General features: G+C 47.1%; 24 protein-coding genes and 1 tRNA gene. 3 read left to right on the top strand and 22 right to left on the bottom strand.

Annotated elements, in window-relative coordinates:
• The first annotated feature begins 92 nt into the window (after positions 1-92).
• A complete protein-coding gene (locus ACETK5_RS27760) occupies positions 93-1,193 on the top strand; it encodes an ABC transporter permease (protein ID WP_394059150.1) in 1,101 nt (366 codons plus the stop codon).
• The gene (locus tag ACETK5_RS27755) at positions 1,193-1,891 is read left to right on the top strand and encodes an ABC transporter ATP-binding protein (protein ID WP_326111314.1); all 699 of its coding nucleotides are present in this window, start codon (positions 1,193-1,195) and stop codon (positions 1,889-1,891) included. The genes ACETK5_RS27760 and ACETK5_RS27755 overlap by 1 nt, the downstream gene beginning before the upstream one ends.
• Before the next feature lie 430 nt (positions 1,892-2,321).
• On the opposite strand, the gene ACETK5_RS27750 is transcribed toward ACETK5_RS27755, so the two are convergent.
• From ACETK5_RS27750 to rpsF, 18 genes are all read right to left on the bottom strand, one after another.
• Entirely contained in the window at positions 2,322-3,611 is a 1,290-nt protein-coding gene (locus ACETK5_RS27750; protein ID WP_394059148.1) for an adenylosuccinate synthase, read from the bottom strand.
• Between the two features lie 459 nt (positions 3,612-4,070).
• On the bottom strand, positions 4,071-5,435 hold the full coding sequence (gene dnaB, locus ACETK5_RS27745) for a replicative DNA helicase (RefSeq protein ID WP_071219350.1): 1,365 nt from the start codon (positions 5,433-5,435) through the stop codon (positions 4,071-4,073).
• A gap of 1 nt (position 5,436) precedes the next feature.
• Positions 5,437-5,880, bottom strand: coding sequence for a 50S ribosomal protein L9 (rplI, locus tag ACETK5_RS27740; protein ID WP_071219349.1), 444 nt, complete (start codon positions 5,878-5,880; stop codon positions 5,437-5,439).
• A complete protein-coding gene (locus ACETK5_RS27735; RefSeq protein WP_100541316.1) occupies positions 5,877-7,877 on the bottom strand; it encodes a DHH family phosphoesterase in 2,001 nt (666 codons plus the stop codon). Before ACETK5_RS27735 ends, rplI begins: the two co-directional genes overlap by 4 nt.
• Positions 7,878-7,888: 11 nt before the next feature.
• Positions 7,889-8,815: a DUF2232 domain-containing protein gene (locus tag ACETK5_RS27730; RefSeq protein ID WP_394059146.1), complete on the bottom strand. Its 927-nt coding sequence runs from the start codon at positions 8,813-8,815 to the stop codon at positions 7,889-7,891.
• Positions 8,812-9,114, bottom strand: coding sequence for a MazG-like family protein (locus ACETK5_RS27725; protein ID WP_174819218.1), 303 nt, complete (start codon positions 9,112-9,114; stop codon positions 8,812-8,814). Before ACETK5_RS27725 ends, ACETK5_RS27730 begins: the two co-directional genes overlap by 4 nt.
• Positions 9,115-9,378: 264 nt before the next feature.
• Positions 9,379-9,813, bottom strand: a complete 435-nt coding sequence (locus ACETK5_RS27720) for a CBS domain-containing protein (RefSeq protein WP_100541318.1) — start codon at positions 9,811-9,813, stop codon at positions 9,379-9,381.
• A 223-nt stretch (positions 9,814-10,036) separates the two neighbouring features.
• Complete coding sequence (locus ACETK5_RS27715) at positions 10,037-11,023, bottom strand: LCP family protein (RefSeq protein ID WP_394059143.1); 987 nt, start codon at positions 11,021-11,023, stop codon at positions 10,037-10,039.
• Between the two features lie 240 nt (positions 11,024-11,263).
• Complete coding sequence (locus ACETK5_RS27710; RefSeq protein WP_326111316.1) at positions 11,264-12,235, bottom strand: D-alanyl-D-alanine carboxypeptidase family protein; 972 nt, start codon at positions 12,233-12,235, stop codon at positions 11,264-11,266.
• Positions 12,236-12,455: 220 nt separating this feature from the next.
• Complete coding sequence (locus tag ACETK5_RS27705) at positions 12,456-13,421, bottom strand: ABC transporter ATP-binding protein (protein ID WP_100541321.1); 966 nt, start codon at positions 13,419-13,421, stop codon at positions 12,456-12,458.
• On the bottom strand, positions 13,421-14,395 hold the full coding sequence (locus ACETK5_RS27700; RefSeq protein ID WP_100541322.1) for an ABC transporter ATP-binding protein: 975 nt from the start codon (positions 14,393-14,395) through the stop codon (positions 13,421-13,423). Before ACETK5_RS27700 ends, ACETK5_RS27705 begins: the two co-directional genes overlap by 1 nt.
• An 11-nt stretch (positions 14,396-14,406) precedes the next feature.
• Positions 14,407-15,330 carry an oligopeptide ABC transporter permease gene (opp4C, locus tag ACETK5_RS27695; protein ID WP_100541323.1) on the bottom strand — a complete coding sequence of 308 codons (924 nt, stop codon included), beginning with the start codon at positions 15,328-15,330 and terminating at the stop codon, positions 14,407-14,409.
• A gap of 12 nt (positions 15,331-15,342) precedes the next feature.
• Complete coding sequence (locus ACETK5_RS27690; protein WP_100541324.1) at positions 15,343-16,305, bottom strand: ABC transporter permease; 963 nt, start codon at positions 16,303-16,305, stop codon at positions 15,343-15,345.
• A 66-nt stretch (positions 16,306-16,371) separates the two neighbouring features.
• On the bottom strand, positions 16,372-18,135 hold the full coding sequence (locus tag ACETK5_RS27685; RefSeq protein WP_326111318.1) for an ABC transporter substrate-binding protein: 1,764 nt from the start codon (positions 18,133-18,135) through the stop codon (positions 16,372-16,374).
• Between the two features lie 723 nt (positions 18,136-18,858).
• Positions 18,859-19,533: an SOS response-associated peptidase gene (locus ACETK5_RS27680; RefSeq protein WP_100541326.1), complete on the bottom strand. Its 675-nt coding sequence runs from the start codon at positions 19,531-19,533 to the stop codon at positions 18,859-18,861.
• Between the two features lie 827 nt (positions 19,534-20,360).
• A complete protein-coding gene (gene rpsR, locus ACETK5_RS27675) occupies positions 20,361-20,633 on the bottom strand; it encodes a 30S ribosomal protein S18 (RefSeq protein WP_006207333.1) in 273 nt (90 codons plus the stop codon).
• A gap of 21 nt (positions 20,634-20,654) precedes the next feature.
• Positions 20,655-21,155 (bottom strand): single-stranded DNA-binding protein, encoded by a 501-nt coding sequence (ssb, locus tag ACETK5_RS27670; RefSeq protein ID WP_326118479.1) that lies wholly within the window; start codon positions 21,153-21,155, stop codon positions 20,655-20,657.
• Between the two features lie 47 nt (positions 21,156-21,202).
• On the bottom strand, positions 21,203-21,487 hold the full coding sequence (rpsF, locus tag ACETK5_RS27665; RefSeq protein ID WP_009591503.1) for a 30S ribosomal protein S6: 285 nt from the start codon (positions 21,485-21,487) through the stop codon (positions 21,203-21,205).
• A gap of 238 nt (positions 21,488-21,725) precedes the next feature.
• Between rpsF and ACETK5_RS27660 the strand changes: the two genes are divergently transcribed.
• Positions 21,726-21,920 carry a YjzC family protein gene (locus ACETK5_RS27660; RefSeq protein ID WP_071219336.1) on the top strand — a complete coding sequence of 65 codons (195 nt, stop codon included), beginning with the start codon at positions 21,726-21,728 and terminating at the stop codon, positions 21,918-21,920.
• 569 nt (positions 21,921-22,489) lie between these two features.
• Here ACETK5_RS27660 and ACETK5_RS27655 read toward each other — a convergent pair.
• The 4 genes from ACETK5_RS27655 to ACETK5_RS27640 all read right to left on the bottom strand — a co-directional run bounded on the left by ACETK5_RS27655 (position 22,490) and on the right by ACETK5_RS27640 (position 24,260).
• Positions 22,490-22,580 (bottom strand) — tRNA-Ser (locus ACETK5_RS27655).
• 236 nt (positions 22,581-22,816) lie between these two features.
• Positions 22,817-23,038: a DUF951 domain-containing protein gene (locus ACETK5_RS27650; protein ID WP_071219319.1), complete on the bottom strand. Its 222-nt coding sequence runs from the start codon at positions 23,036-23,038 to the stop codon at positions 22,817-22,819.
• A gap of 67 nt (positions 23,039-23,105) precedes the next feature.
• Positions 23,106-24,002 (bottom strand): mechanosensitive ion channel family protein, encoded by an 897-nt coding sequence (locus ACETK5_RS27645; protein WP_100541327.1) that lies wholly within the window; start codon positions 24,000-24,002, stop codon positions 23,106-23,108.
• A 15-nt stretch (positions 24,003-24,017) separates the two neighbouring features.
• Positions 24,018-24,260: a putative Se/S carrier protein gene (locus ACETK5_RS27640; protein WP_394059533.1), complete on the bottom strand. Its 243-nt coding sequence runs from the start codon at positions 24,258-24,260 to the stop codon at positions 24,018-24,020.
• Between the last annotated feature and the right edge of the window lie 113 nt (positions 24,261-24,373).

Raw genomic sequence — 24,373 nt, 5'->3', positions numbered from 1 at the left:
TTCATAATCCATTCCTATACTTGGGGCATATCCCGCAGAGATTAAAAACCGCGGGATGTGCTGCTTAATGATTAGGAATGGAGATGGGAAACATGTTTCTTGCACTGCGTGAACTTCAGCATGCGAAGCTGCGCTATCTGCTGATTGGCTTCATTATGGTTCTGATTGCCTGGCTCGTTCTGTTCGTGACGGGATTGGCCCAGGGGCTCTCCTCCGATAACGCCTCTTCCATACAAAATATGAAAGCCGACTACCTGGTGCTTCAGGAGGGATCCGATCATCGGATCAATCGTTCCGTGCTAACCGGCGAGATCTGGAACGAAGTGCAGAGCCGCCCGGGTGGAAACCCGGCCACCCCGCTCGGCATACGCATGAACACCTTGACCAAGGAAGGCTCCGCGGCCAAATTCGATGCGGCCTTTTTTGCCATTGATGTGGAGAGCATGCTAGCACCCCGAGTCGTTGAAGGCACCATGATTAGCAATACGGATGCCGGCCTTGTGATGGCCGACCGCTCCTTGAAAGAGGACGGGTACCGGCTGGGCGACCGGATCGTGGATCAGGCTACAGGCGCCACGTTTACGATTGCGGCCTTTACGGAGGGACAATCCTTCAGTCATGCCCCGGTCATTCACATGAACTTTGAGGGATGGAAGACGCTTCAACCAAACCCGGCAAAGCTAGCGCCTATCTATAATGCCATCGCTTGGAAAGGAACTCCGGTACAGAAGGAGGCCTTGGCCCGGGACGTATCCGGCATCGAGATTATCACGAAAGAGGAAGCCCTGCAGGGAATTCCCGGTTTTCAGGAGGAGCAGGGTTCACTTATCATGATGATTGTGTTCCTGTTTGTGATCGCAGCCTTCGTGCTGGCCGTGTTCTTCTACGTCATGACGATTCAGAAAATGAATCAGTTCGGCGTCCTGAAAGCCATCGGTGCGGGGACCGGCTATCTGGTGAGGAGTCTGATCTTTCAGGTCCTGACCCTTACCATCGTCAGTCTTGCGATCAGCATCGGCCTGACTTACGGGGTTTCGCTCCTGTTGTCCGGCATCGTGCCCTTTTCGTTAACGCCTTCGGTCGTTCTGCTCTGTTCCTTGCTGTTCCTGGCGGTTTCCCTGATGGGATCGCTATTGTCGCTATATCGGGTCATCAAGATCGATGCAATCGAAGCTATCGGGAGGGCTGCATAATGACATCATCCAAGCTGTTGATGGATCAGGTGAGCAAAGAATTCGGTGACGGGGACACCTCCGTTAAAGTACTGGACAACATTTCGCTGGATATCAAGGGTGGGGAATTCGTCGCGGTGGTCGGACCTTCCGGTTCGGGCAAAAGCACCTTTCTCTCCATTGCAGGGGCACTTCTATCCCCTACCCGCGGAAGAATATGGATGGGTGATCAGGAGGTTACAAGGCTATCCGCCAAAAAATTGAATGCGCTGCGGCTGAACCATATCGGATTTGTCTTTCAATCCTCCAATCTGATTCCTTATCTGGCTGTCCGCGATCAGCTCCTCTTGATTGCCAAACTGGCAGGACAGCACGGCCAGGAGCCGCAGCAGCGGGCGGATGATCTGCTTCATCGGCTGGGCTTATCGCACCGCAGGTTTCATTACCCTGAGAGCTTATCAGGCGGCGAACGGCAGCGTGTTGCCATTGCCCGGGCATGGATGAACAATCCGGAGCTCATTCTGGCAGACGAGCCAACCGCAAGTCTGGATTCGGAGCGCGGCCGAACCGTAGTTCAAATGCTCGCCGATGAGGTCAAGCTGCGCCAGAAAGCCGCCGTCATGGTCACGCATGACAAGCGCATGCTCGATTTATGTGATCGGATCATTTATATCGAGGATGGCAAGTTATCCGAACAGCGATCTCCCACTCTGCTATAGAATGAAAAAACCGGATTCATCCTAGCAACCTAGTAGATGAATCCGGTTTTTATTATGCTGGATCGTGTACCTCTCCAGCTCTCAAGAAGGCCATACGCCTCATGGGATTCGTATGGCTTCTGTCCCCCCTACGTTGATCTGACTGCATATACCCGCTGCCTATAGCCCCAATTCCAAATGTTCAGCGTGCTGTCCTCTATGTCTCTCTCCATTATAGGGTGGATGGACATTCGACTAAGGGATAATATCCTTCAAATGAAGGGACAAATTCTTCCACCTTTAGGGTGTCACTGTTATCTCATGATACGCTCTGGTCTCCACTTTCTTTTTCTTTACCAAAAAGAAAAACCCGCCGATAATATCATCGGCAGGTTTATAGACTTATCTAAACGTTGAACTTCTAGTCTTTCTATTCATGGTCCAACCCTGATTATTTCTCGTAAATCGGAAGCACTTGATTCGTCTGCTCCCGGTTGCGGCCAACAGAGAAGATGGCAATCGGAATGCCGGTCAGCTCGGACACGCGCTCGACATAGCGACGGGTGTTCTCCGGCAGATCCTCCAGCGTTTTTGCTCCGGTAATGTCTTCGTTCCAGCCTGGCAGCTCTTCATAGATTGCTTCGCACTCCGCAAGCATTTTTAAGCTGGCCGGGTAGTGCGTAATCTCCTCACCGCGGAATTTATATGCGGTACAGATCTTAACGGTCTCAAGACCGCTCAGCACATCCAGCGAGTTCAGGGACAAGCCGGTAATTCCGCTCACGCGGCGGGCATGGCGTACAACTACGCTATCGAACCAGCCTACGCGGCGAGCACGTCCGGTTACCGTGCCGTATTCATGTCCTTTTTCACGAATGTACTCACCGATTTCATTGTCCAGCTCCGTCGGGAAAGGTCCATCCCCTACACGCGTCGTGTAGGATTTAGCCACCCCGATCACCTGCTGAATCTTCGATGGTCCTACACCGGAACCGATACATACACCGCCGGCAGAAGGATTCGAGGAGGTTACGAACGGATACGTACCTTGGTCGATGTCCAGCATGACGCCCTGCGCACCTTCAAACAATACTTTTTGATTCTCATCGATCGCATCGTTCAGGACGACGGAAGTATCACGCACATATTTACGAATAATTTCGGCATACTCCAGGTATTGCCTCAGAATCTCTTCAACATCGAGCGTTTCCCCGCCATATACCTGGGTAATCACTTGGTTCTTCTCCTTCACCATATGGCGAAGTTTCAGTTCGAACTCTTCCGCATCCATCAGATCTGCGATCCGGATGCCGTTACGTGCCGCTTTATCCATGTAGCAAGGGCCGATTCCCTTGCGGGTCGTACCGATTTTGTTCGGACCTTTACGGTCCTCTTCCAGAGCATCCAATACCATATGATAAGGCATGATAACATGAGCACGATCACTGATTACCAGATTATCCGTGCTGAACCCGTTATCATGAATATAATTAATCTCTTCAATAAGTGCAGCCGGGTTAACGACCATACCGTTTCCGATCACACAGGTTTTATCTTTATAGAATACTCCGGATGGAATCAAGCTAAGCTTGAATTTTTTACCGTCAATCAGAATGGTGTGGCCGGCATTGTTGCCGCCTTGGTAACGGGCTACCACGTCAGCGCTTTCCGCCAAATAATCCGTGATTTTCCCTTTCCCTTCATCTCCCCATTGTGTTCCCACAACGACTACCGTTGACATATTCATTCCTCCGCCCGGGCTGTTACACCCTTAATATTTCGCGAAACACTGATGAAATAACCTCTACATGATGATTAAAATTCAACCCCACTGCACTAAAGCAGCAATACCAGTGTAACAGTCCCCATTTTTAAAGTCAAATACAAAAACGAACAATCGCACATCAGTGTGTACGATTGTTCGGAATTAGGACGAGATTATCGAATGATTGCAGCATTATTCGGGGAATCTCCATAAGAAAACGACTGTCGACGTACTTTCTCAGAAGAGAGACCGCGGTTAGAGGTAGTTTTTCTTGCGATATCAGGAAGGCCCAAGCTTCGAGGTTTATACTTGATATCTTAAGAAATGCCCTTAACTTACAGCCAGCGGCAGGTATCTGCCTGATCTCCGAACTTTGTTAAAGAAGCCTCGTATTTCGTTAAGACACCCTAGAATCGCGGCTAATCTGTATCGTCGTCATCCAGCAGCGAAGGCGTCGGCATGCGTTCGCTCGTAATTGACGAATTTATTAAAGTTCTTCAAGAAGACCAGTTCCACCGTACCTACAGGACCATTACGCTGTTTGGCAATGATGATCTCGATGATGTTCTTCTTCTCGGTTTCCTGATTGTAATAATCATCCCGGTATAAGAACGCAACGATATCGGCATCCTGCTCGATCGAACCGGATTCCCGAAGGTCACTCATCATCGGACGCTTATCCTGACGCTGCTCCACGCCCCGGCTGAGCTGTGACAGCGCAATAACCGGCACTTCGAGCTCACGGGCGATTTGTTTAAGCGTACGCGAGATCTCGGATACCTCCTGCTGCCGGTTCTCCCCGGCCTTGCCGCGTCCATGAATGAGCTGGAGGTAATCGATCAGGATCATGCCGAGCCCCTTCTCCTTCTTCAGACGACGACACTTCGCACGAATATCAGCAACCGTTACGCCTGGTGTATCATCAATGTAAATCTCAGCTTCCGACAGAGCGGCAATGCCCATCGTAAGCTTGGACCAATCCTCATCACCTTTGAAATCCCCGTTACGCATGACGCCGGCATCCAGGTTAGCCTCAGCACAGATCATACGCTGTACGAGCTGCGGCGCCGACATCTCCAGACTGAAGATAGCTACGGTTTCCTTGGCACGAATCGCCACGTTCTGGGCAATATTCAATGCAAATGCGGTTTTACCTACGGAAGGACGGGCAGCTACGATGATCAAGTCGTTGCGCTGGAATCCGCTTGTCATTTTGTCCAAGTCCACGAACCCGGATGGAATTCCCGTTGTGTTCCCCCGGTTCTGATGGAGAACCTCCACCTTCTCGAACACTTCCATCAGCACATCGCGGATCGCAATAAATCCGCTGCCTGTGCGTCGATTGGAAATCTCGAGAATGCGGCGCTCCGCCTCGCTGAGCATACCGGATACATCTTCCCCTCCGGTATATCCTTCACTGACAATTTGTGTTGCGGTTCGAATCAACCGCCGCAGCATCGATTTCTCTTCGATGATCTGGGCGTAATAATCTACGTTCGCAGCCGTCGGGACCGCATGAGCCAGCTTGGCTAAATAGCTGACGCCTCCGACCTCTTCCAGCTGCCCTTTATCTTGCAGGAGAGATGTAAGGGTCACCAGATCGATCGGTTGATTGCCTTCCCCGAGCTGCACCATTACTTCATAGATCATCTGATGCGTTTTGTCGTAGAAGTCCTCGGCCTGCACCCGCTCCATCGCTGTAATCAGCGCTTCACTTTGCAGCAGAATGGCACCCAGCACCGCCTGCTCTGCCTCAAGGTTCTGCGGGGGGACCCGATCGAAATAGAGTTCTCCTCCCATATTACTCCTCCGTAATTTGAACCTTGAGCGTCGCCTTGACGTCAGGGTGCAGCTTCACCGGAATCTGGGTAACACCCAGACTGCGGATCGGATCGCTAAGTTCAATTTTGCGTTTGTCGATTTTGATCTTCTGTCCTGCCAGAGCTTCAGCAATTTGTTTGCTGGTGATGGCCCCGAACAAACGGCCGCCCTCTCCAGCTTTAGCTTTCAGGACAACCGTCATCTCTTCCAGCTTTTTGCCGAGCGCCTGCGCCTCTTCCTTCTCCTGAGCCTTACGCTTCTCCTCGGAAGCCTGCTGCTGCTCCAGCGTCTTCATGTTACCGTCGGTTGCCGGACGAGCGACTCCCCGCGGAATCAGGAAGTTCGTTGCGTATCCTTCCGAAACTTCCTTCACTTCGCCTTTCTTGCCTTGACCCTTCATATCTTTTATGAAAATGACTTTCATTCAAATAACCCCTCTTTCGCTTCGATGTCCTTCAGTACTTCCATCAACTTCTCCTCGGCTTTCTCAGGCGTCGTATCCAGTTGTACTGCGGCGTTCGTTAAATGTCCGCCTCCCCCGAGACGTTCCATAATCATCTGAACATTCATCTTGCCCATGGAGCGAGCGCTAATGCCAATCTTGCCGTCTGTGCGTTCGCTAATAACAAACGATGCCTGCACATCCGTCATATTCAGCAGCATATCCGCTACTTGAGCGATCAATAGCTGCGGCATAGGCTCCCCGCTCTTCGATACCGCAATGGCGATATGGTCATATACCATTTTAGCATGTTTCACGATTTCTGCCTTCGCTATAAATTCTGTCAGATCTTCCTTGAGCACCCGCTGAATCATCATCGTATCGGCTCCGTGACGCCGCAGGAAACCGGCAGCCTCAAACGTTCTCGATCCCGTGTGGAGGGCAAAATGCTTGGTGTCCACCGTGATCCCCGCCAATAAAGCCGTCGCCTCAACCGGCGTAAGGGATACCCGTTCATGAATATACTGCAGCACCTCCGTAACCAGCTCGCAGGTTGAAGAGGCATACGGTTCAAGATAGATCAGCACTGCGTCGTTAATAAACTCTTCCCCGCGTCGGTGATGATCCATCACAACGACCCGGCTTGCACGATGAACCAGCCGCGGCTCCATCGTCATGGAGGCTTTATGCGTATCCACAACAACGAGCAGTGTATGCTCTGTCATCATCTGCATCGCTTGTTCGGTGGAGATGAATCGGTTCATCAAGGCTTCGTCCTTCCGGACCTCTTCCATAAGCCTCGAAATGGACGGATTCATTCCCTCCATCACGATATAAGCCTCCACTTTATACATCTGGGCTGCTTTCAGCACGCCGATTGCAGCGCCGACCACGTCCATATCCGGCAGCTTATGGCCCATAATGATCACTTTGTCGCTCTCCTGCATCAAATCACGCAGCGCATGGGAGATGACGCGTGCTCTTACGCGCGTTCGTTTCTCCACGGCATTGGATTTACCGCCATAGAAAGAGAGCCTCTGACCCGCTTTGACAGCCGCCTGATCTCCGCCGCGGCCCAGCGCCATATCCAAACTGGATTGGGCCAGCTGCCCCAGCTCCGTAATGTCGTCTGAACCGAAAGCAAGACCAACGCTTAGCGTTAACGGTACCTTCAGATCCGCCGTCATCTCCCGGACCTCATCCAAGATGAGAAAACGGCTGTTCTCCAGCGCATCGAGCGACCTGTGGTTCAGCATCATCAAATAGCGGTCTGAGGAAAGTCTCCGCAAATAGACGTTAAATTCACGCGCCCAATCGGTGATCTCACTGGTTACCTTCGCAATCAATGCCGTCCGCTGTTGATCATCCATCCCCTGCGAGGCCTCATCGATGTTATCCATCATGATAATGCCCAAGGCCAATCGCTCATCCTCATACCGCTGCCTCAGCACGGCCAGCTCGGTAATCTCATCCAGATAGATCAGTCGCTCATCCGGAATGACCGTTGCTCCATAGAACTTATCCTCGTGGGAGATCTCCAGACGAATTTCCTTCGGCAGCTTCTCCTTGTTATCCTTCTTCTCTTGGGCTTCCCTTATCGCTACAACCAGTTGGGGAAACAACTCCTGTAAGGAGACGCCGACCAACGACTGATGCGGAAACATATTGACCACGAATTGGTTATGCCACTCCACTGTCTTGTCCTCGCTGTACAGCACAATGCCAAATGGCAGCACGCTGACAGCTTCGCCCTCGACCCGCTGAATTCGAAATGACAGATCTCCAATGTAATCCACCAGCTCGCGGCGGAATTTCATCTCCGTCTTCAGCATCGCATAGCCGCCTACCACCGCAAGCAGCAGCCCGACCAGCCCCAGAATGGTATTGTAGAACGACAGAAAAATAACAAGCAGAAGCACCAGCGCAAACGCCCAGACGGTATGATAGCCGTGCCAGCGCTTCTGCAGAAATTTAGGCATGACTCATCACCCTATCTTTTGGTTTTACTAAACGCCTGACGAAGTGGAAACGCCAAGTCCAGGATTCCGATAATCATAGCCGGCGGGAACAGCACAATCGGTATAGCCGTCAAAAGCGGTACAATCGGATGCCACTTCCGTTCGTGAGCGAGATAGTAGAAGAACCCCAGCGCTTGGATCATGAAGCAAATCTGCAGCAAAGGCGTGGCGTTTGCCACAATCATCTTCATGAAGGTATTGTCCGAATTGACGGTTGCCATGTTGATGAAAAAAATGAGCAAGTAGTACCAGATCAGGGAACGCGGCAGCATCCATTCTCTAGCCGGCTTCAGCCGCGGCACGGACAAGCCCATGCTGCCCAGTGTAGGACGAGCCAAAGCATGGGTTACCACCGTCATAAGGAACGAACTGATAATCATCGCAAATGGAACCAGGCGCATCGTTTGATCTTTAATGAACTGTGTATCGAGTTCGGTGCCAAGGAACTGTCCTCCCAGACCTCCTTCTACACCCATCTCAGTGAGCGGAGCGGTCGTCATCTTCACAATCTCATCCACATACTCCGACAGATTTAATTGGAAGAAGGCTGTGCTGATCATGAGCAGAAGGAGCATTTCCACCAGCATGACAGCCATGCCGTACTTCAATACCTGCATGGCTGCCTTCCGCTTCCGGTACAAATACCCCATGACAATTCCTGGAACGGCAAAATAGATCGCAAATAACACATAAATGGGATGAATCAGAAGCGCGATCAGCCATACCGGCACCACATGCATGATAAATGATTTTGTATTCAAAGCCGTAAACAGAATCGCAACCGGCAGAATTAACAAGAAAGCCGTTACGATCGAAAAGGGTGTGAGTAGTGATAGCAGCAGAAGCAAATAAATAACGCTCCATACCGCCGTGGTCCAGCGCAGTTTCAATATGTTCACCTCTTACGCAAATGTTCTTCGAGCGCGGAAATATCCTGGTACCAATCTTCCAGCTGATGTCCTTCCTGCTTATGCTTTTTCAATTTCTCTAACAAGAGATCATCCAAATCCCGATAGGTCAAGCCGAGCCTTCGGCCCAGTATGTATGAGCTCATCATCAGGCTTACCAAACTGTCTCCAACCTTTGTAGTGCTGCCTTCCCATAGAGCTTTGAATAACCGGGATACATTGTCAATTACTTCGGTTTTGAGCCATTCAATCACTTTGGCGCGTTTAGCTACATCCAAGTCCTTCGGCATATTTGGCATATCCATCTCTCCCTGAAAACAGCTTTATTCTCCATTATAGCATAAAAAAAAGCCGCCCACACAAAGGCCCCGTGCCCCTTGTCCATCCTTAGTCCCAGTAAGCAAACGATAACCCACCTTCTCTTTGTACTCCAATCGGACCCCGCTTATTCCTCCCCGCTCTTGCACTGCTGCCTCGCTTCTACAAAAATAGGGCGTGTTATCCACATTGTGATCGTGGTCCCACGCCCTTGATTATTTTACGAGCCTACTTGATTATGATGCACCGTGGGACTCCACCGTCTCCTTGGAGACAAATCGTTCACAGTACTCAATAATGAGGCTTCTGCGTACAATGCCGATAAAGCGGTTCATATCGTCCACCACAGGCACAAAGTTCTGCACCTTGGCCAGATTAATCAGATCCTCCATCCGGGCGTCAATCGACACCGGCTTGATGTCCATACGAAAAGGAACATCCTTCAACAAAAATTTCGAAGCGTTCTCAAAAGTGATTTTGCCTTCTGAATTCTTCATGTGCCACAACAGATCACCTTCCGTGACAGTCCCTGCATACTGGCCGTTCTTATCCAGTACGGGCACGGCCGTATATCGGTGAAACTCCATCCGTTCCAGCGTCTGCCTGAGCGTAGAATCCAGTGTTAAACAGATCACTTCCTGCTTGGGTAATAGAAAAAAAGCGATATTCATAATGCATTATCCTCCTTATGACTCCAACTTCTGAAGTCATGTTAAGTAACCTTCCTGATTTAAAGCCTAGGTATGCAGGTTACTCCTTCCCCTATCCATACTCATACATACGTTAACTTCGTCGTTCTGATTCCTTGTATAGGGCACAAAATCAGCAGCCATCCGACTGCTGATTGAGATGAAGCAACGTACTATGACATCATCCGGGTGGACCGGTGTTTATTTATTTCAACTTTTGCTTCTCAGCATCTTTGGGCTGCAGCAGCTGGTCAGCCGGTGTATCCGGGTTCATCCAGCTGTCAATCAGATCCCGGGCCTCCTGCACGTCTTCCATGTCAGGCTCATTGTAATAGACGCCGCCAATTTTCATGCCTTCCCCCATGATCGTATAGCTGGTCATATCCACTTTGCCCCCGGTTAGCATCTGCTTTGCCAGGTCAATAATGAACTTAGGCTGCATATCGGTCTGGAAATTATCTCCCATGATCTCAATCAATTCAGGCACCTTGCCGATCTGATCAAGCTTCATCACCCGCTTGGCCGCTACGTCCAAAAACACTTGCTGTCTCTTCGCACGATTAAAGTCGCTATCTTCTCGATAACGGACATAATTCAAAGCTTCCTCGCCGTTATAAATCGGTTTGTTGGCTTCAATCGTGAATTTCTCATGGTCTCTGCCTTTATTGACGATATCCTTGCCGATCGGCAGCTCCACGCCCCCAATAGCATCAACAACATCCTTCAAGCCCTGAAAATTAATGGAAGCATAATAATCAAGCTCTTCTTCGAAAAATGCCTCCATCGTATCTTTGGCCATTTGATGACCGCCAAATGCAAACGCGTGGTTAATCTTGTCTTTCTTATCCTTACCGATAATATCGACATACGTGTCCCTTGGAACCGAAATTAAGAGCACTTTGGACTCCATGGGGCGTACAACCACATAGATCAGCGTGTCCGAACGCGCAGGTTCATCCTCACGCTGGTCACTCCCGAGCAGCATAACCGAGAACGGCTCGCTCTGGAGCACGACAGGTTCGGGTGTCTTGTCGCTTTGGAGCGGTTTATACGATTTCTGCAATGATTCCTCTACATCCTTTGCCATGAACAGATCAAATGCTACAACCGCTAGCTGCGTTCTGAACAGAAACGCGGTTGAGCCAAGCAGTATGACCAAAGCGAGAGTAATATATATTGATTTCCTCTTCATGAGTTCAATTCCTTCTTTATTATAAAATAAATTAATGGATAAGTCAGATCGTTAAAGGTCCTTGCTTGCACCCCAAGCTACTTGGCTCACCCTCCTTCCTTATTAAACGGGAACTCCTCCCGTTGACTCACTTCATATCAGTAGGCCAGTTTCACACATCATCTATTGTAAACCAGATTATTGTCAAATGTGAACCCTTCACGGGCAGTTCTATAAATCTACCAAATCTTCATCGATCCGCTAAACAGGTCTCTTATCACGCGTAATCGCGGCTGAGATTCCCGAATATTGAAACCAGTCATCCAGCCGCTCTTTCCATGTTAACGTTTTAGCGAATCCGTAGTCAAACAGCTTGCGTGTCTCTTCAAATCTTGCTTCTTTGGACTCGGTACCCATGACTACGGCAACAAGCCGACTGCCTTGTTTCTCCGCGGTACCCGTGAAACAGTATCCTGCATTCACCGTGTACCCTGCCTTTAATCCATCGGTGCCTTCATAGGAATAAGGGCCCCCTAGCGATGGCAGCATCCAATTGGTGTTGCTTAAATATAAATTCCGTCCACTTATCTTCGTTTGAGTCTTGCTGGAGGTGCTTAGAATATCGGGGTGGCTTCGAATCAAATGCGCAGCCAGTTTGGCTGTATCCTCTGCGGTCATCACCGTTTCTTCATCCGTTGTCCAGACTTGATCGTTGGCTGTGTCTCGCTCGACTCCCGACGCGTTTACGAATCGTGTCGCGCTGGATAAACCAATCTCTTTGGCCTTGGCATTCATCTTCCGGACAAACGCTTCCTCGGAGCCCGCAAAATGCTCGGCAAGTGCTACGGCGGCATCATTCGCCGAATACACCGTTATGCTCTGGAACAATTCGCGCACCGTCAAAATTTCGCCCGATTTCAGGGAAATCTTAACCCCTCTGACGTCCGCTGCGAGATCGCTTATTATGACTTCATCGTCCCAGGATCTCTTCCCGGTTTTGATATCATCCAGAATAACCAACTCGGTCATCAGCTTTGACATGCTTGCAGGCGGTAAGGGGATATCGCCATTTTTGCTAAGCAAAATACGCCCGGTGTTTAAATCCATTAAGACAACCGCTCGCGCGTCCACCTTCGGCTTAAACCCCGCTCGTTCTATATTTCCTATGACAACCGCCACAATCGGGACGATCATTAACAACATCATGACCAACCAAAGCCACCGTTTTTTCATAGAATTAGCCCTCCATAGTTATAGACGGTTGAAAGGGGCATTTGGTCTGCTTTTTTTTGAATTTATCGTATAGAAATTTTTGTAAAACAAAACGAATGTGCCCGGAAAACGAAAAGGACCTCCAACCGTCCGCAGACGATAGGAAGTCCTTCTATGAATGTGTAAATCTTCTAATCATCACGCTAATTGCTGTCAGAAAACCTAGATTTGAAGAGTCTTATTAAGCGTAGTGACAAGCAACAAAGTGATTATTGCCTACATCGCGGTATTCCGGCACTTGCTGTTTGCACAGGTCTGAAGCCAGCGGACAGCGAGTATGGAACTTGCACCCGGATGGCGGGTTCGCCGGGCTTGGGATGTCGCCTTTCAGTACGATCCGATCGCGCTTCAGCGTTGGGTCCGGTACCGGCACGGCAGACAGCAATGCTTTCGTATACGGATGCAGCGGGTTGCGGAACAGCTCTTCCTTGCTTGCCAATTCTACCATCGATCCCAGATACATTACCCCAATTCGGTTGCACAAATGCTCTACAACACTGAGATCATGAGAAATGAACAAGTAAGTCAGCTGCTTCTCGCGCTGCAAATCACTCAGCAGGTTAATGATTTGCGCTTGAATCGATACGTCCAATGCAGATACCGGCTCATCCGCTACGATAAAGTCGGGATTCAGAATCAACGCGCGGGCAATCCCGATCCGTTGACGCTGACCGCCGGAAAATTCATGTGGATACCGATCGTAATGATAGGCGGCAAGGCCGCAAATTTCCAGTGTTTCAATCACGCGGTCTTTCAATTCTCTACGATTAACTAACCCATGGTCAATGAGTGCTTCGCCGATGGCTTCGCCCACTTTGATTCTTGGGTTCAGTGAGCTGAATGGATCCTGGAATACGATCTGCATCTTCGGACGCAGGGCACGCATTTTCTCTTTGGATAATGTATGGATATCCTGACCATTAAAGATAACTTTACCTTCCGTTTTCTCCAACAAACGGAGAATGGTACGACCTATCGTGCTTTTGCCGCAGCCAGATTCGCCTACAAGCCCAAAGGATTCCCCTTTATTGATGGTAAAGCTGACTCCGTCAACGGCTCTTACATTACCCACCGTCCGCTGCAATATGCCACCGGTGATGGGAAAGTATTTCTTCAAACCATCAATTTCAATCAATGCTTGACTCATTATGCTTTCCCCTCCTCTTCATACAACCAGCAGGCGACCTTGTGGCCGTTAGGATCCGTGCCGAGCGGAGGTGTCTTCTCTCTACAAATCTGCATGCACGATTCACAGCGATCATGGAAATGACAGTTGTCTCCAAGATCTACCGGATTGGGTACCTGTCCCGGAATCGAATACAGACGTTCTTGAGTCTGGTTAATGATGGGCTTAGCTTTCAAAAGTCCTTTGGTATATGGATGCTTCGGCTGCTTGAAGAGCTCAATGACCGGGGCTTCTTCAATGACTTTTCCTGCATACATAACAACAACATAATCCGCCATCTCCGCTACGACCCCCAGGTCATGCGTAATCAGCATAATGGATGTATTCAGCTTCCCCTTGATGTCGCGCATCAAATCCAAAATTTGGGCCTGAATCGTAACATCAAGTGCTGTTGTTGGCTCGTCCGCAATCAGAAGCTTGGGATTACAGCTGAGTGCGATCGCGATCATAATCCGTTGGCGCATACCGCCGCTGAGCTCATGCGGATAGGAGTCGAAAATCTTCTCCGCACGCGGTATTCCTACCAGATTAATGAGGTCGATGGCACGTTTTTTAGCTTCTTTACGGTCTACGAGCTGATGCAGCAGAATCGGCTCTACAATCTGTTCCCCGATCGTTAATACCGGGTTCAGTGAGGTCATGGGCTCCTGGAAGATCATGGCGATATCGTTACCACGGATCAAGCTCATCTCACGCTTGCTCATCTTCAGCAGGTCCTTGCCTTCATACAGAATTTCTCCTCCTACAGGAGGTGTATCAATTAAACGCATAAGTGACATGGCTGTCACGCTTTTACCACAGCCCGATTCACCGACCACGCACAGTGTTTCACCTTCACGGATTTTGAAGCTTACATCGTCGACGGCTTTTACGGTTCCTGCGGAGGTTTGAAAATGCGTTTTTAAATTGCGGAATTCAACTAATTCTTTTGCCATATTCGCATCTCCTACTTCTTCATTTTCGGGTCAAGTGCGTCGCGAAGCCCGTCACCGATCAAGTTGATCGCAACTACGGTAATCAGAATACACATGCCTGGCGGTATCCATAACCATGGTCTCTTCCGGAAATCAATCAAGTTGTTTGCCGCAGAAATCATGTTTCCCCAGGATGGTGTTGGTGGAACTACCCCGATTCCTAGGAAACTCAGCGCCGATTCATACAGGATAGCCCCTGCTACACCAAGCGTTGCAGATACAATGATGATTGGAATCGTATTAGGAAGCAGATGGCGGAAGATTTTTCGGCGATCTTTAAGTCCCAAGGCTTCCGTTGCTTGCATAAACTCCTGTTCGCGAAGCGTTAAGATTTGACCACGTACGAGACGTGAAATACCGCTCCAACCCAATATACCGATGATGAGCATCAAGAAATAAATGCGGTCTGAAGGTTCTACCTTCAAGTCAGACAATACCGCACCCAAGATGATCAGAATCGGAAGGCTCGGCAAAGCCATGAATACGTCGGCAATACGCATAATCAATGTATCTACCCATCTGCGATAAAAACCGGCCAATGCGCCAAGCGTCGCTCCAATAATAACGGAAATACCTGTCGCTACCAGTCCTACTGTGAGGGAAATCCTGCCTGCAAGCATCATCCGCAGGAGAATATCGCGCCCCAGTTTATCCGTTCCTAACCAATATTTCGAGCTTGGAGGCAAATTCTTATCAGCCACACTGTAATCAAATAGGGAATAAGGTGAAAAGACCGGGCCAATAAAACATAGCAAAAACATAAATACAATTATGAAAAGTCCGATGACAGCAAGACGGTTTCTGGAAAAACGGCGAATGGCCATTCTCCATGGAGAATCCGGCTGCTTCTTCGATACTGGTAGATTCGTTTTTAATGGTGCAGCCTCTGCGGACAAATGAATCTCCTCCTACTTTAAGCGAATTCTTGGGTCAGCGGCGCCATACAGGACATCAGATAACAAGTTACCGAGCAATGTCAATACGGAGATGAATATCGTGAAGCCGAGCATAAACGGATAATCCCGCATACTGATCGATTCCAGATATACCTGACCAACCCCAGGCCAAATGAATATCTTTTCCAAGATGATGGCTCCACCAAATAAGCTTGGCAATTCGAAGCCCATCAAAGTGATCGCAGGAAGCATTGCATTACGCAAAGCATGTTTGAAAATAACCGTACGTTCTTTTAAGCCCTTTGCACGTGCTGTCCGGATGTAATCCTGGCGGATAACTTCCAGCATGCTTGTACGGAAATACCGCGTCAAGCTGCCCGTGCTGAGCATTGTAAGTACAGTTACTGGCAAGAACATATGCCATGCGATGTCAATCAGTTGCTGCCATGTGTTTCCATTCAAGCCTGATGTTTTCATACTACCAACCGGGAACCATCCTAAATCCAAGGCAAAAATCTTGATGAGAAGGAGTCCGATAAAGAAAGAAGGCAGTGACATACACAAAAAGATAAATAAGGTTACGATCTTATCAAACAATGAATACTGAAATTTAGCCGAGAATACCCCAGCAAAGATAGCGATTATCCAGCTTAATATCAACGAAAAAATAGCAATAAAAAAAGAGTTCCATACATAGTTACCCATAACGGTGGTAACCGGTTGTTTGTGCTGAAGGGAATCTCCGAGATTGCCCTTTAACATATTGCCAGCCCATGTAAAGTAACGCTCTACCGGCGGCTTATCCAAACCATAAATTTCCCGAAGCTGAGCTGCTTTCTCAGCAGTCATCGTCGGGTTATCCATTGCAGTGATATAATCACCTGGCACCATTGCTGATATTGCAAATATGAGAATCGAGATCCCGATCATTGTCGGGATAATCTGCAGCAGCCTCCGGATAATGTACTGCTTCATAATATTCCTCCCGGCTTATAAGTGGATATGCCCAGCTCTTGCGAGCTGAGCATATGTTTCCTGCTGTTATTGTTCAAGTTCGACTTTGTAAAGATCAATTACGAAGTCTTTATATGGAGTAATTTCCATACCATTAACTCGGCTGTTGATACCCCACATATCACGTCTTTGGTAAATCGGGAGATCCGGAACGTCTTGATTCAGCACTTGATATGCTTCTGCATATGCTGCTTTACGCTCTTCAAGATCGAAGGCTTTCAGACCTTTATCCATTGCTGCATCATAAGCAGGATTGGAGTATCCGATATCATTTTGCTGTCCATCCGTACGGTATACCGTGGATTCTGGATCCGGAGTCAAGCCCCATGCAGCAAAGAACATTTCGAAATCGCCTTTATCCTTCTTATCCATGATCGCATTGAAGTCTAATGTTTCTGCAACGATCTTAATGCCAAGCTCTTGGTAGTTCTGATTCATTACCGGAATCAAAGCATCTACAACCGGGTTATCAGCTGTTGCAGAGAAGTGAATCTCAAATTTCTGGCCGTCTTTTTCACGGATGCCATCAGCACCTGGAACCCAGCCTGCTTCATCAAGAAGCTGCTTCGCTTTCTCGATGTCGAATTCATGTGCGTCGATACCTTCAGTAGTGTATGCCCATGATACATTCGACTGTGGAATGTTGATTACGTTAGCATAAGGACCATAGATAATTTCAACGATTTCTGCACGGTTCAAACCGTATAATAATGCTTGACGAACTTTCGCATCTTGGAACTTAGGATTTTTATGGTTCATGGCAACATAACCGTACCCATTGGTTGGGAAGATGTTAATATCCAAGAAGCCCATGGATTTCAACTCTTCTACGGTATCTTCGTTAACGGTAACCATATCCATATCGATTTCACCGGATTGGAACATGGCCAATTTAGTTTCATCAGTAGTTGTTTTGTAAATTACGTTTTTGATTTTCGGAGCCCCCAGGAAGTAGTTCGGGTTAGCTTCCAATACAACCTCTTGACCAGGAGCGAAGCTCTTCAGTACATACTGACCGCTACCGATTGGTTTAGTATGCAGGTTCTTCATGTACTCCAGGTTGCCTTGTTTGTAATCTTTACCGTAGTATGCTTCTGGTACGAAAGAAATGTCTCCCAGAGAATCCTTCGTCATAGCGTTTGCTTCAGTTACTTCAATCTCAATGGTGTGGTCATCGATAACTTTAACACCAGAGATGTCCGTTGCTTTACCATCATGATACTCTTGACCACCTTTTACATGTGTCGAGAAGATATCAGATTGACCGTCATAGCTAGCATCATGAAGAACTTTCATTGCAAATGCATAATCTTTTACTGTTACAGGTGTGCCATCAGAATAAGTTACACCCTGTTTCAATTTAAACGTATACTTTAATTTATCCTCGGAAACTTCAACGCTTTCTGCCAAACGGTTCGAATATGTTCCATCACCGTTCAACGTGAAGAAAGAATCGAAAATTGCTTCTACAACATATTTATCATATGCTGTTTGCCAGAAGAACGGGTTGAAAACACCCTTTGGTGAAGTCATACCAACGATCAGTGTATCTTTACGATTTTTAGCAGCTGTTGGATTCTTAGATGGATCTGCTGCTTCGAAATAACCTTGGCTTTCGTCTCCAGTTTCAGCAGGCGGTTCTGTAGTATCTTTGTCGCCTTCAGCTGGTGGTGTTTGTTCCGTTTGCTCCCCTTGACTTGGCTGTTCTGCTGTTCCTCCGCCTCCACATGCTGCCAATACCGTCATGGCCAAAAGCATGATTGCAAGCAGGAGTGACATTCTTTTCTTCATGCGAATCCTCCTCTTAAAAAATGTTGTTGCAATATAAATTATCAGGACGAATATTGAAATCATCCTTAAATAATTTCGGTATTGAAGTTCTCTAGGATGTCATTGCATGATGTGAAATAAATTGAAAGTTTTACAGAAAATATACCATTGGTCAATTAGTGCCAAAGTCTCTAGCAAAATCTTCTTGCCTATAAAATTAATGTTATGATACGTGTAAATTTAGGTAACGTCAATTACTTTTTTTCATTTTTCTCAAAAATCATGTTTTTAACGTCATTTTCGAGGTTAATAATTAAGTTTATCTCCGTTGGATATCCTTAGTTTACTGAAAATGTATGTAATATCAAGATTTATTTACAATTTATAGCTATATTCGTTCATAGTTTTGCAGTGTGTATGTAATATTAAATCACATTTACTTCGGAGTTCAATTTTTTCTGTTAATTTTTTTGTCTACTAGGTAATGTATATGTTATTTAATTTAACACAACTTGGGTTGGTCTACCCTGAATACAACTAGGAACCATTTTTATGTAATATATTATCCTTACGATATGCTTCAATCCGTTATTAGATGACGCAGATTTATGGTTCTACTTTTTCATAGTTTTAGGCTCCTACAGCGTTAAAGCTTAAAAAAAGCAACCCTGGACTGTAATCCGGATTGCTTTTGCGTTGAATTCCATGTCAGATAAATCAACCTTGCTCTTTCATACTTGCGAACTATAGATTCTTTACCCAAGCGAGTTTTAAATCCATCTCTTCAATGCACTGCTGGTGATCATGTGTATCATCAGCCACTAACGGCGTGACCGGGTACATTCGCATCTCTCCGCGGTACGTATGAAGCAGCGGATGAACCGCATGTCTTCCTTGGATTTCCGGATCCAGCCACTTTGCCATATTTTCCTCAGACAAAATCGCCGGCATTCGGGTCTCGAACTCTCGAATCGCTTCATTGGCCTCTGTCATTAGAACCGTACATGTTCTCATTTCATTTCCTCTTGCATCTCGCCATGTCTCGTATAGACCGGCCATACCAAATATTTCATGATCTCCGATAACGGTCCGTACCGCATAACTCCGTTTGCCAACCGTTCTCCAGTAATATAAACCGTTACATGGGATCACACAACGTCTTGTGTCAATCGCTCTACGGTAAGTGGGATTTTGATCAACCGTAGTAATATCAGCATTGACCGCATCTTTCCCCCAATAGGGCACTAGCCCCCACCGATACTCGTCGAGCACCCGCTCTCCCTGTTCCTGTACAATGACCGGCATGGTTTGAGTAGGGCTAATGTTGTATCGGCTTTTGTAGTAATACATTACCCGATTGATGCCAAAGCGTTGATTCACTTCATCGATCCCAGCGGACAGCGAGAATCGTCTGCACATACAACTACCTCCTTTTTCCTTTATCGTTTGGATAATGGAGGTGGAATATGCATAATAAGACTAACAACATGGAGCTTCCACTACTTGTACGCTTGTATCTCTGGAGTGGACATCATAAAATTGAAAGATTTCTGCAATTTTTATGTAATCACATTATTAAATTTTCTTTAGCGCTCTGACGTAGCCATCTTCTTATATTCTGTTTGTATACGATAGACATCTTCTTCGATCAGGCAAGCTTGAGAACTGCCTATAATCCTCTCTTTGGTAAGGCACCATTTTGATGGTACTTTATTTTCAATTTTGAGATCATTCCAGCTCTCATTTAATGAGGCGATACGTACCTATATATAATAGAAGAAATTTTTTCGGATAGCTTCTTTTCGTCTTCATCATCGTATTTCTATACCTTACAAGAGGAACTCCAATATGTTTAAAATTGTATTGTTTACAATAGACACTGTCCGTTTGAAGCAGACATGATTTCAGGGCTTTAAAACTGGAAAGCTTTACACCAGGCTTGTGTTTGTCGGTAGCTACTTTTCCTTCACAGTGTACACTCAGGGGAGACATGATTCTTCTGTGGAGACATTATATATCCCAACATTTGGATGATCACAAGTCATCCCGAAATGAATAATTTCCACATCAAGAGTATTGAGCTTTATACCTGTGAGGAACTCTTGGATTGTTACACTGGTAAGACTCTCGTCACTAAGAACTCATCCTAACATCCTACCCTACCCTTACCGTAATCAGGCTAGACTCTTCCATAATAAAAAAGCGGTCCAGCCTACAATTAGGCTGGACCGCTCTGACACAAATGATTACTCAGTTGTGTATGGAAGCAATGCGATTTGACGGGAGCGTTTGATCGCAATCGTCAGGGCACGCTGATATTTAGCGCTAGTACCTGTTACACGACGAGGCAAGATTTTTCCGCGCTCGCTGATGAATTTCTTGAGCAGGTCTGTATCTTTATAGTCAATGTGAGTAATTTTGTTCACAGTGAAGAAACATACTTTACGACGCTTGTTGCGGCCGCCGCGGCGTGCCGGTCTTTTGTCGTTGTCTCCGCCTTCTCTTTGTTTAAAAGCCATGTGTTGTCAGTCCTTTCCGTATTAAAATGGCAAATCATCATCCGAAATATCGATCGGTTTTCCTTCATCGGAAAAAGGATCCTGATTGTTGTTTCGCGAGTAGTTATTGTTCCCACGGTTTCCGCCACTGCTATTGCTGGTGCTGTTGCTTCCTCCGCTAAACGATGATTCCTCACGATTTCCTCCGCCACCGCTTGTTTCACGGTTTGACTCCAAGAAGCGAACATTATCGGCAATGACTTCGGTGACGTATACACGCTTACCTTCGTTATTCTCGTAATTCCGCACTTGAATGCGCCCTTCTACAGCCGTCAGACGGCCTTTACGCAGATAGTTTGCACATGTCTCCGCAAGCTGTCTCCAGGTCACGACCGGAATGAAATCCGCTTCGCGCTCCCCGCCTTGTCCAGTAAACGGACGATCGACAGCAAGTGTAAATTGCGTTACAGCAACACCTGAAGGAGTATAGCGCAGCTCGGGATCCTTAGTCAGTCGGCCAATCAAAATGACACGGTTCAACAATCCAATCCCCTCCTTAGAACGAAATCAATTACAAAGTTTTTTACGTATTAAGCAACGTCGTTCGTGATGAGATAACGAATAACTTCGTCAGAAATCTTCATGAGACGCTCAAGTTCAGCTACAACTTCAGGTGTTGCGTTGAAGTTTACCAGAACGTAGACGCCATCACGGAATTTCTTGATCTCATACGCAAGACGGCGTTTACCCATTACGTCATGCTTTGTAATTTCTCCGCCGTTGGAGATGATGCCTTGGAATTTATCGACTGCAGCTTGAACAGCTTCTTGTTCAATGTCAGGACGAATAATGTACATCACTTCATATTTGCGCATATGTTTCACCTCCTTATGGACTTCGGCCCTCAATCTCTGTTGAGAGCAAGGAGCGAGTCTAACTCGCACCATAATACTATATCAGAACGGGTGATCGGATGCAAGTTTCTTTTCGATGCTGAATATGCCCTCTTCCCTTTATTACCGCGCTTTTCTCACTTTCCCTGCGATGATTTGGTGTCCAATGGCGCATGATAATACATGCAGTCCATCCATCATAATGAGGAGGAATTCCACAATGGGAGAACAGTCCGAATTTCGTGCAGGTGACAAAGCTCCGAACAACGGCATTTATATGGAAGTTGGCGTCAGAGACCATATCATGGGCATCGAAAACCCGCGTCAAATTAAAATGAGCAAGGGTGATACCTTTCCTGAAACCCAAAATGACGATCGTGTATGGTTAAACAAGCGCCGAGTGCAGCCTAAGTAATCGCCTGAGTGATTAGCCCCAGGAGCTTTGTAGATCGTGACTACTGCATCCTATGCGAACGGTACGTAGTCAGGGTATTGCTTGAATAACCAACGACCAAGCCATGAATACTAAATGTTTAATATTGGGATTTTTTCACAGTTAAATTAGCATGTATACAAATGCACCTTTAGGCGCACATTATAATCAGGCGGTGCATGAGAGAGGTGTGGTTCCGTTGAACGTTGCAGCAGAACGACGCATGAGGTTTCTGATCGTCACACGGATTGCAAGCTGAGGAAATGAGCCGAATGCTTGACCTCTTGGACAAGTGAAGCTATTGACAAGGTTCGCAGAAGTGCTGATAAAATGATTCCAATTCACAAGCACCGCCTACCCAGAAAGAAGGGCCCAATCGGGCCCTTCTTTTTCGTTTAAATGCTCAGGACGAACTAATTTTGTTACAACGAAAAACACCCTCTGCAGGTCGTCTGCATCAGGGTGTTTTATTCAAAGGCGCTATACATCTTAACGCCTAACTTATGTATCTACATCGTTTATATCCATAACAGCGGAACTTTAACGATTGGTGGCGGAAAGGGTGGGATTCGAACCCACGCACGCCTTGCGACGCCTAGCTGATTTCGAGTCAGCCCCCTTGGGCCTCTTGGGTACCTTTCCACAGCAGAATTGATTATATCATGGAAACGTTATCTGGTCAATAGCTTGCCTTCAATCCCGCTATGCCGGGATTATTGGCTCCGTTAGCGCTCGATTTCCCTTCAAGCCTGCAAGATCTCTCCGATGTATCGGTATTCGTTAATAGAACGGATGATTCGTCTTGCATAACTTATAATCTCAAGCAACGTTCAACGACACGAGCCTTCCCGAATGGGGAGTTTTTTAGGGAGGAGATATTACGGTGTATCCCCTGCCCCTTCCGTCTCCTGAGCCGAACGCAATACCTTCTTCATATTCTTCTCAAACTTTACACGGGGGATCAACACGCTATGCTGACACTTGGTACATTTGATCCGAATATCCATCCCCATGCGAATAATCTCCATCTCATTATTTCCACAAGGATGAGGCTTCTTCATCTGAACGATATCCCCTAACTGAAATACCTTGCGCTCCATGGCTATCGCTCCCTTTTACTTCTATCACTTCTTCTATCTATTATATATCATTGGATTACCAATTAGATCAACCCTGAACGCGTTCTTGTCCCATTTCCCGTGCTTCAATAGCCTGTTTGATATCCGTAAAAATCTGGCGCTCCACGTGTTCCCTTGCATTCGGATTACATTCCGCCACAATACGAACAACATATTCGGAAGTACTCAATGACTGGATTCCTAACACATCCGGAGTCCGCTGTACCTCTGGGCAACGGTCCATGATTCCCGTTAGGGCTGCTTGAATTAGCGTTATCGTATCCTTCACCTGCTGATCGTTCTTTACCGGTAGATCTACAATGGCTAATGAGTTGGAAAGGGAATAATTTGTGACGCTGGTTATCATCCCATTCGGAATAATATAGGTCTCCCCATTCAATCCCTTTACACGCGATGTGCGAAGCCCGATCATTTCGACAGTTCCCCGGTACTCACCACTCTTGATTACATCACCTACTGCAAACTGATCCTCAAATATAATGAAGAATCCGGTGATAACGTCCTTCACTAAACTCTGTGCACCAAAACCTATTGCAAGCCCAAGCACCCCGGCACCGGCTAACAGCGGTCCTAACTTGAAGTTGAACTCTGAAAGAATGATCAAAATCATAACAAAGTTGCACACAACGGAGGTTACATTTTTTAATAACTCCCCTACCGTGACAAAACGTCTTGAGTTCACTTGAATTCGGCTCTTCTCCTGCCTAAGAAGAAACTGATCAATCATTTTATACACAACCCGTATCACAATACGCGTCAGAATAAAAATGATGATAACCCGAATGCCGGACGACAGGATATGCATCCACATCTCTTCATTCGTTAACCATCCCCAAACTTTATCTTTCAATCCCTCAGCCTCCTTAGCGAATCCCACTAAATCCACATCATCTGCATCCTCTGATAAGTAACCAAAGCCCCTCATCTTGATGTCCTCCCATTACTCTTCGATGTTGATGTACCTCTCGTTGCTATCCAGTGCAAAGATGCCCCGGATTTCCACATGCTCCTGCCGGATAATCTCTTGAACATCTTTTAACGCATCAGGTGGGAATTGAATCGATAATGCACAGCCAGCCGTAATCTCTTTTGGTGTAGGAAAAAGATCAATTTCGATATCCGCGTACTCCAACAGCATTTCCGCACGCAGCGCCTGCTGGGTGGAATCGAATGCAATCAACATTGCGCCTTCCACTTCCCCGTCCCCCTCCATCGTGCCTATCATTTCTATTTATGGTCTACTCATCATCATTCCCCATGATTGAGAGTTTTATATAAACCTTTTCATAGATCAAC

The organism is Paenibacillus ilasis, assembly GCF_043195395.1.
GTDB lineage: Bacteria > Bacillota > Bacilli > Paenibacillales > Paenibacillaceae > Paenibacillus_AQ > Paenibacillus_AQ lautus.
This window is presented reverse-complemented; position numbering and strand designations above follow the sequence as displayed.

Bases quoted from the DNA above. Each gene is read 5' to 3' on its own strand.
- ACETK5_RS27685 (WP_326111318.1), bottom strand. From the start codon at position 18,135: ATGAAGAAAAGAATGTCACTCCTGCTTGCAATCATGCTTTTGGCCATG.
- rpsF (WP_009591503.1), bottom strand. From the start codon at position 21,487: ATGCGCAAATATGAAGTGATGTACATTATTCGTCCTGACATTGAACAA.
- ACETK5_RS27700 (WP_100541322.1), bottom strand. From the start codon at position 14,395: ATGGCAAAAGAATTAGTTGAATTCCGCAATTTAAAAACGCATTTTCAA.
- rplI (WP_071219349.1), bottom strand. From the start codon at position 5,880: ATGAAAGTCATTTTCATAAAAGATATGAAGGGTCAAGGCAAGAAAGGC.
- ACETK5_RS27645 (WP_100541327.1), bottom strand. From the start codon at position 24,002: ATGAGGGGCTTTGGTTACTTATCAGAGGATGCAGATGATGTGGATTTA.
- ACETK5_RS27705 (WP_100541321.1), bottom strand. From the start codon at position 13,421: ATGAGTCAAGCATTGATTGAAATTGATGGTTTGAAGAAATACTTTCCC.
- ACETK5_RS27755 (WP_326111314.1), top strand. From the start codon at position 1,193: ATGACATCATCCAAGCTGTTGATGGATCAGGTGAGCAAAGAATTCGGT.
- ACETK5_RS27680 (WP_100541326.1), bottom strand. From the start codon at position 19,533: ATGTGCAGACGATTCTCGCTGTCCGCTGGGATCGATGAAGTGAATCAA.
- ACETK5_RS27640 (WP_394059533.1), bottom strand. From the start codon at position 24,260: ATGTTGATTGCATTCGATTCCACCCAGCAGGCGCTGCGTGCGGAAATG.
- ACETK5_RS27715 (WP_394059143.1), bottom strand. From the start codon at position 11,023: ATGAAGAGGAAATCAATATATATTACTCTCGCTTTGGTCATACTGCTT.
- ACETK5_RS27750 (WP_394059148.1), bottom strand. From the start codon at position 3,611: ATGTCAACGGTAGTCGTTGTGGGAACACAATGGGGAGATGAAGGGAAA.
- ACETK5_RS27735 (WP_100541316.1), bottom strand. From the start codon at position 7,877: ATGCCTAAATTTCTGCAGAAGCGCTGGCACGGCTATCATACCGTCTGG.
- rpsR (WP_006207333.1), bottom strand. From the start codon at position 20,633: ATGGCTTTTAAACAAAGAGAAGGCGGAGACAACGACAAAAGACCGGCA.
- ACETK5_RS27650 (WP_071219319.1), bottom strand. From the start codon at position 23,038: ATGGAGCGCAAGGTATTTCAGTTAGGGGATATCGTTCAGATGAAGAAG.
- ACETK5_RS27720 (WP_100541318.1), bottom strand. From the start codon at position 9,813: ATGAATATCGCTTTTTTTCTATTACCCAAGCAGGAAGTGATCTGTTTA.
- ACETK5_RS27710 (WP_326111316.1), bottom strand. From the start codon at position 12,235: ATGAAAAAACGGTGGCTTTGGTTGGTCATGATGTTGTTAATGATCGTC.
- dnaB (WP_071219350.1), bottom strand. From the start codon at position 5,435: ATGGGAGGAGAACTCTATTTCGATCGGGTCCCCCCGCAGAACCTTGAG.
- ACETK5_RS27660 (WP_071219336.1), top strand. From the start codon at position 21,726: ATGGGAGAACAGTCCGAATTTCGTGCAGGTGACAAAGCTCCGAACAAC.
- ACETK5_RS27725 (WP_174819218.1), bottom strand. From the start codon at position 9,114: ATGCCGAAGGACTTGGATGTAGCTAAACGCGCCAAAGTGATTGAATGG.
- ACETK5_RS27690 (WP_100541324.1), bottom strand. From the start codon at position 16,305: ATGAAGCAGTACATTATCCGGAGGCTGCTGCAGATTATCCCGACAATG.
- ACETK5_RS27760 (WP_394059150.1), top strand. From the start codon at position 93: ATGTTTCTTGCACTGCGTGAACTTCAGCATGCGAAGCTGCGCTATCTG.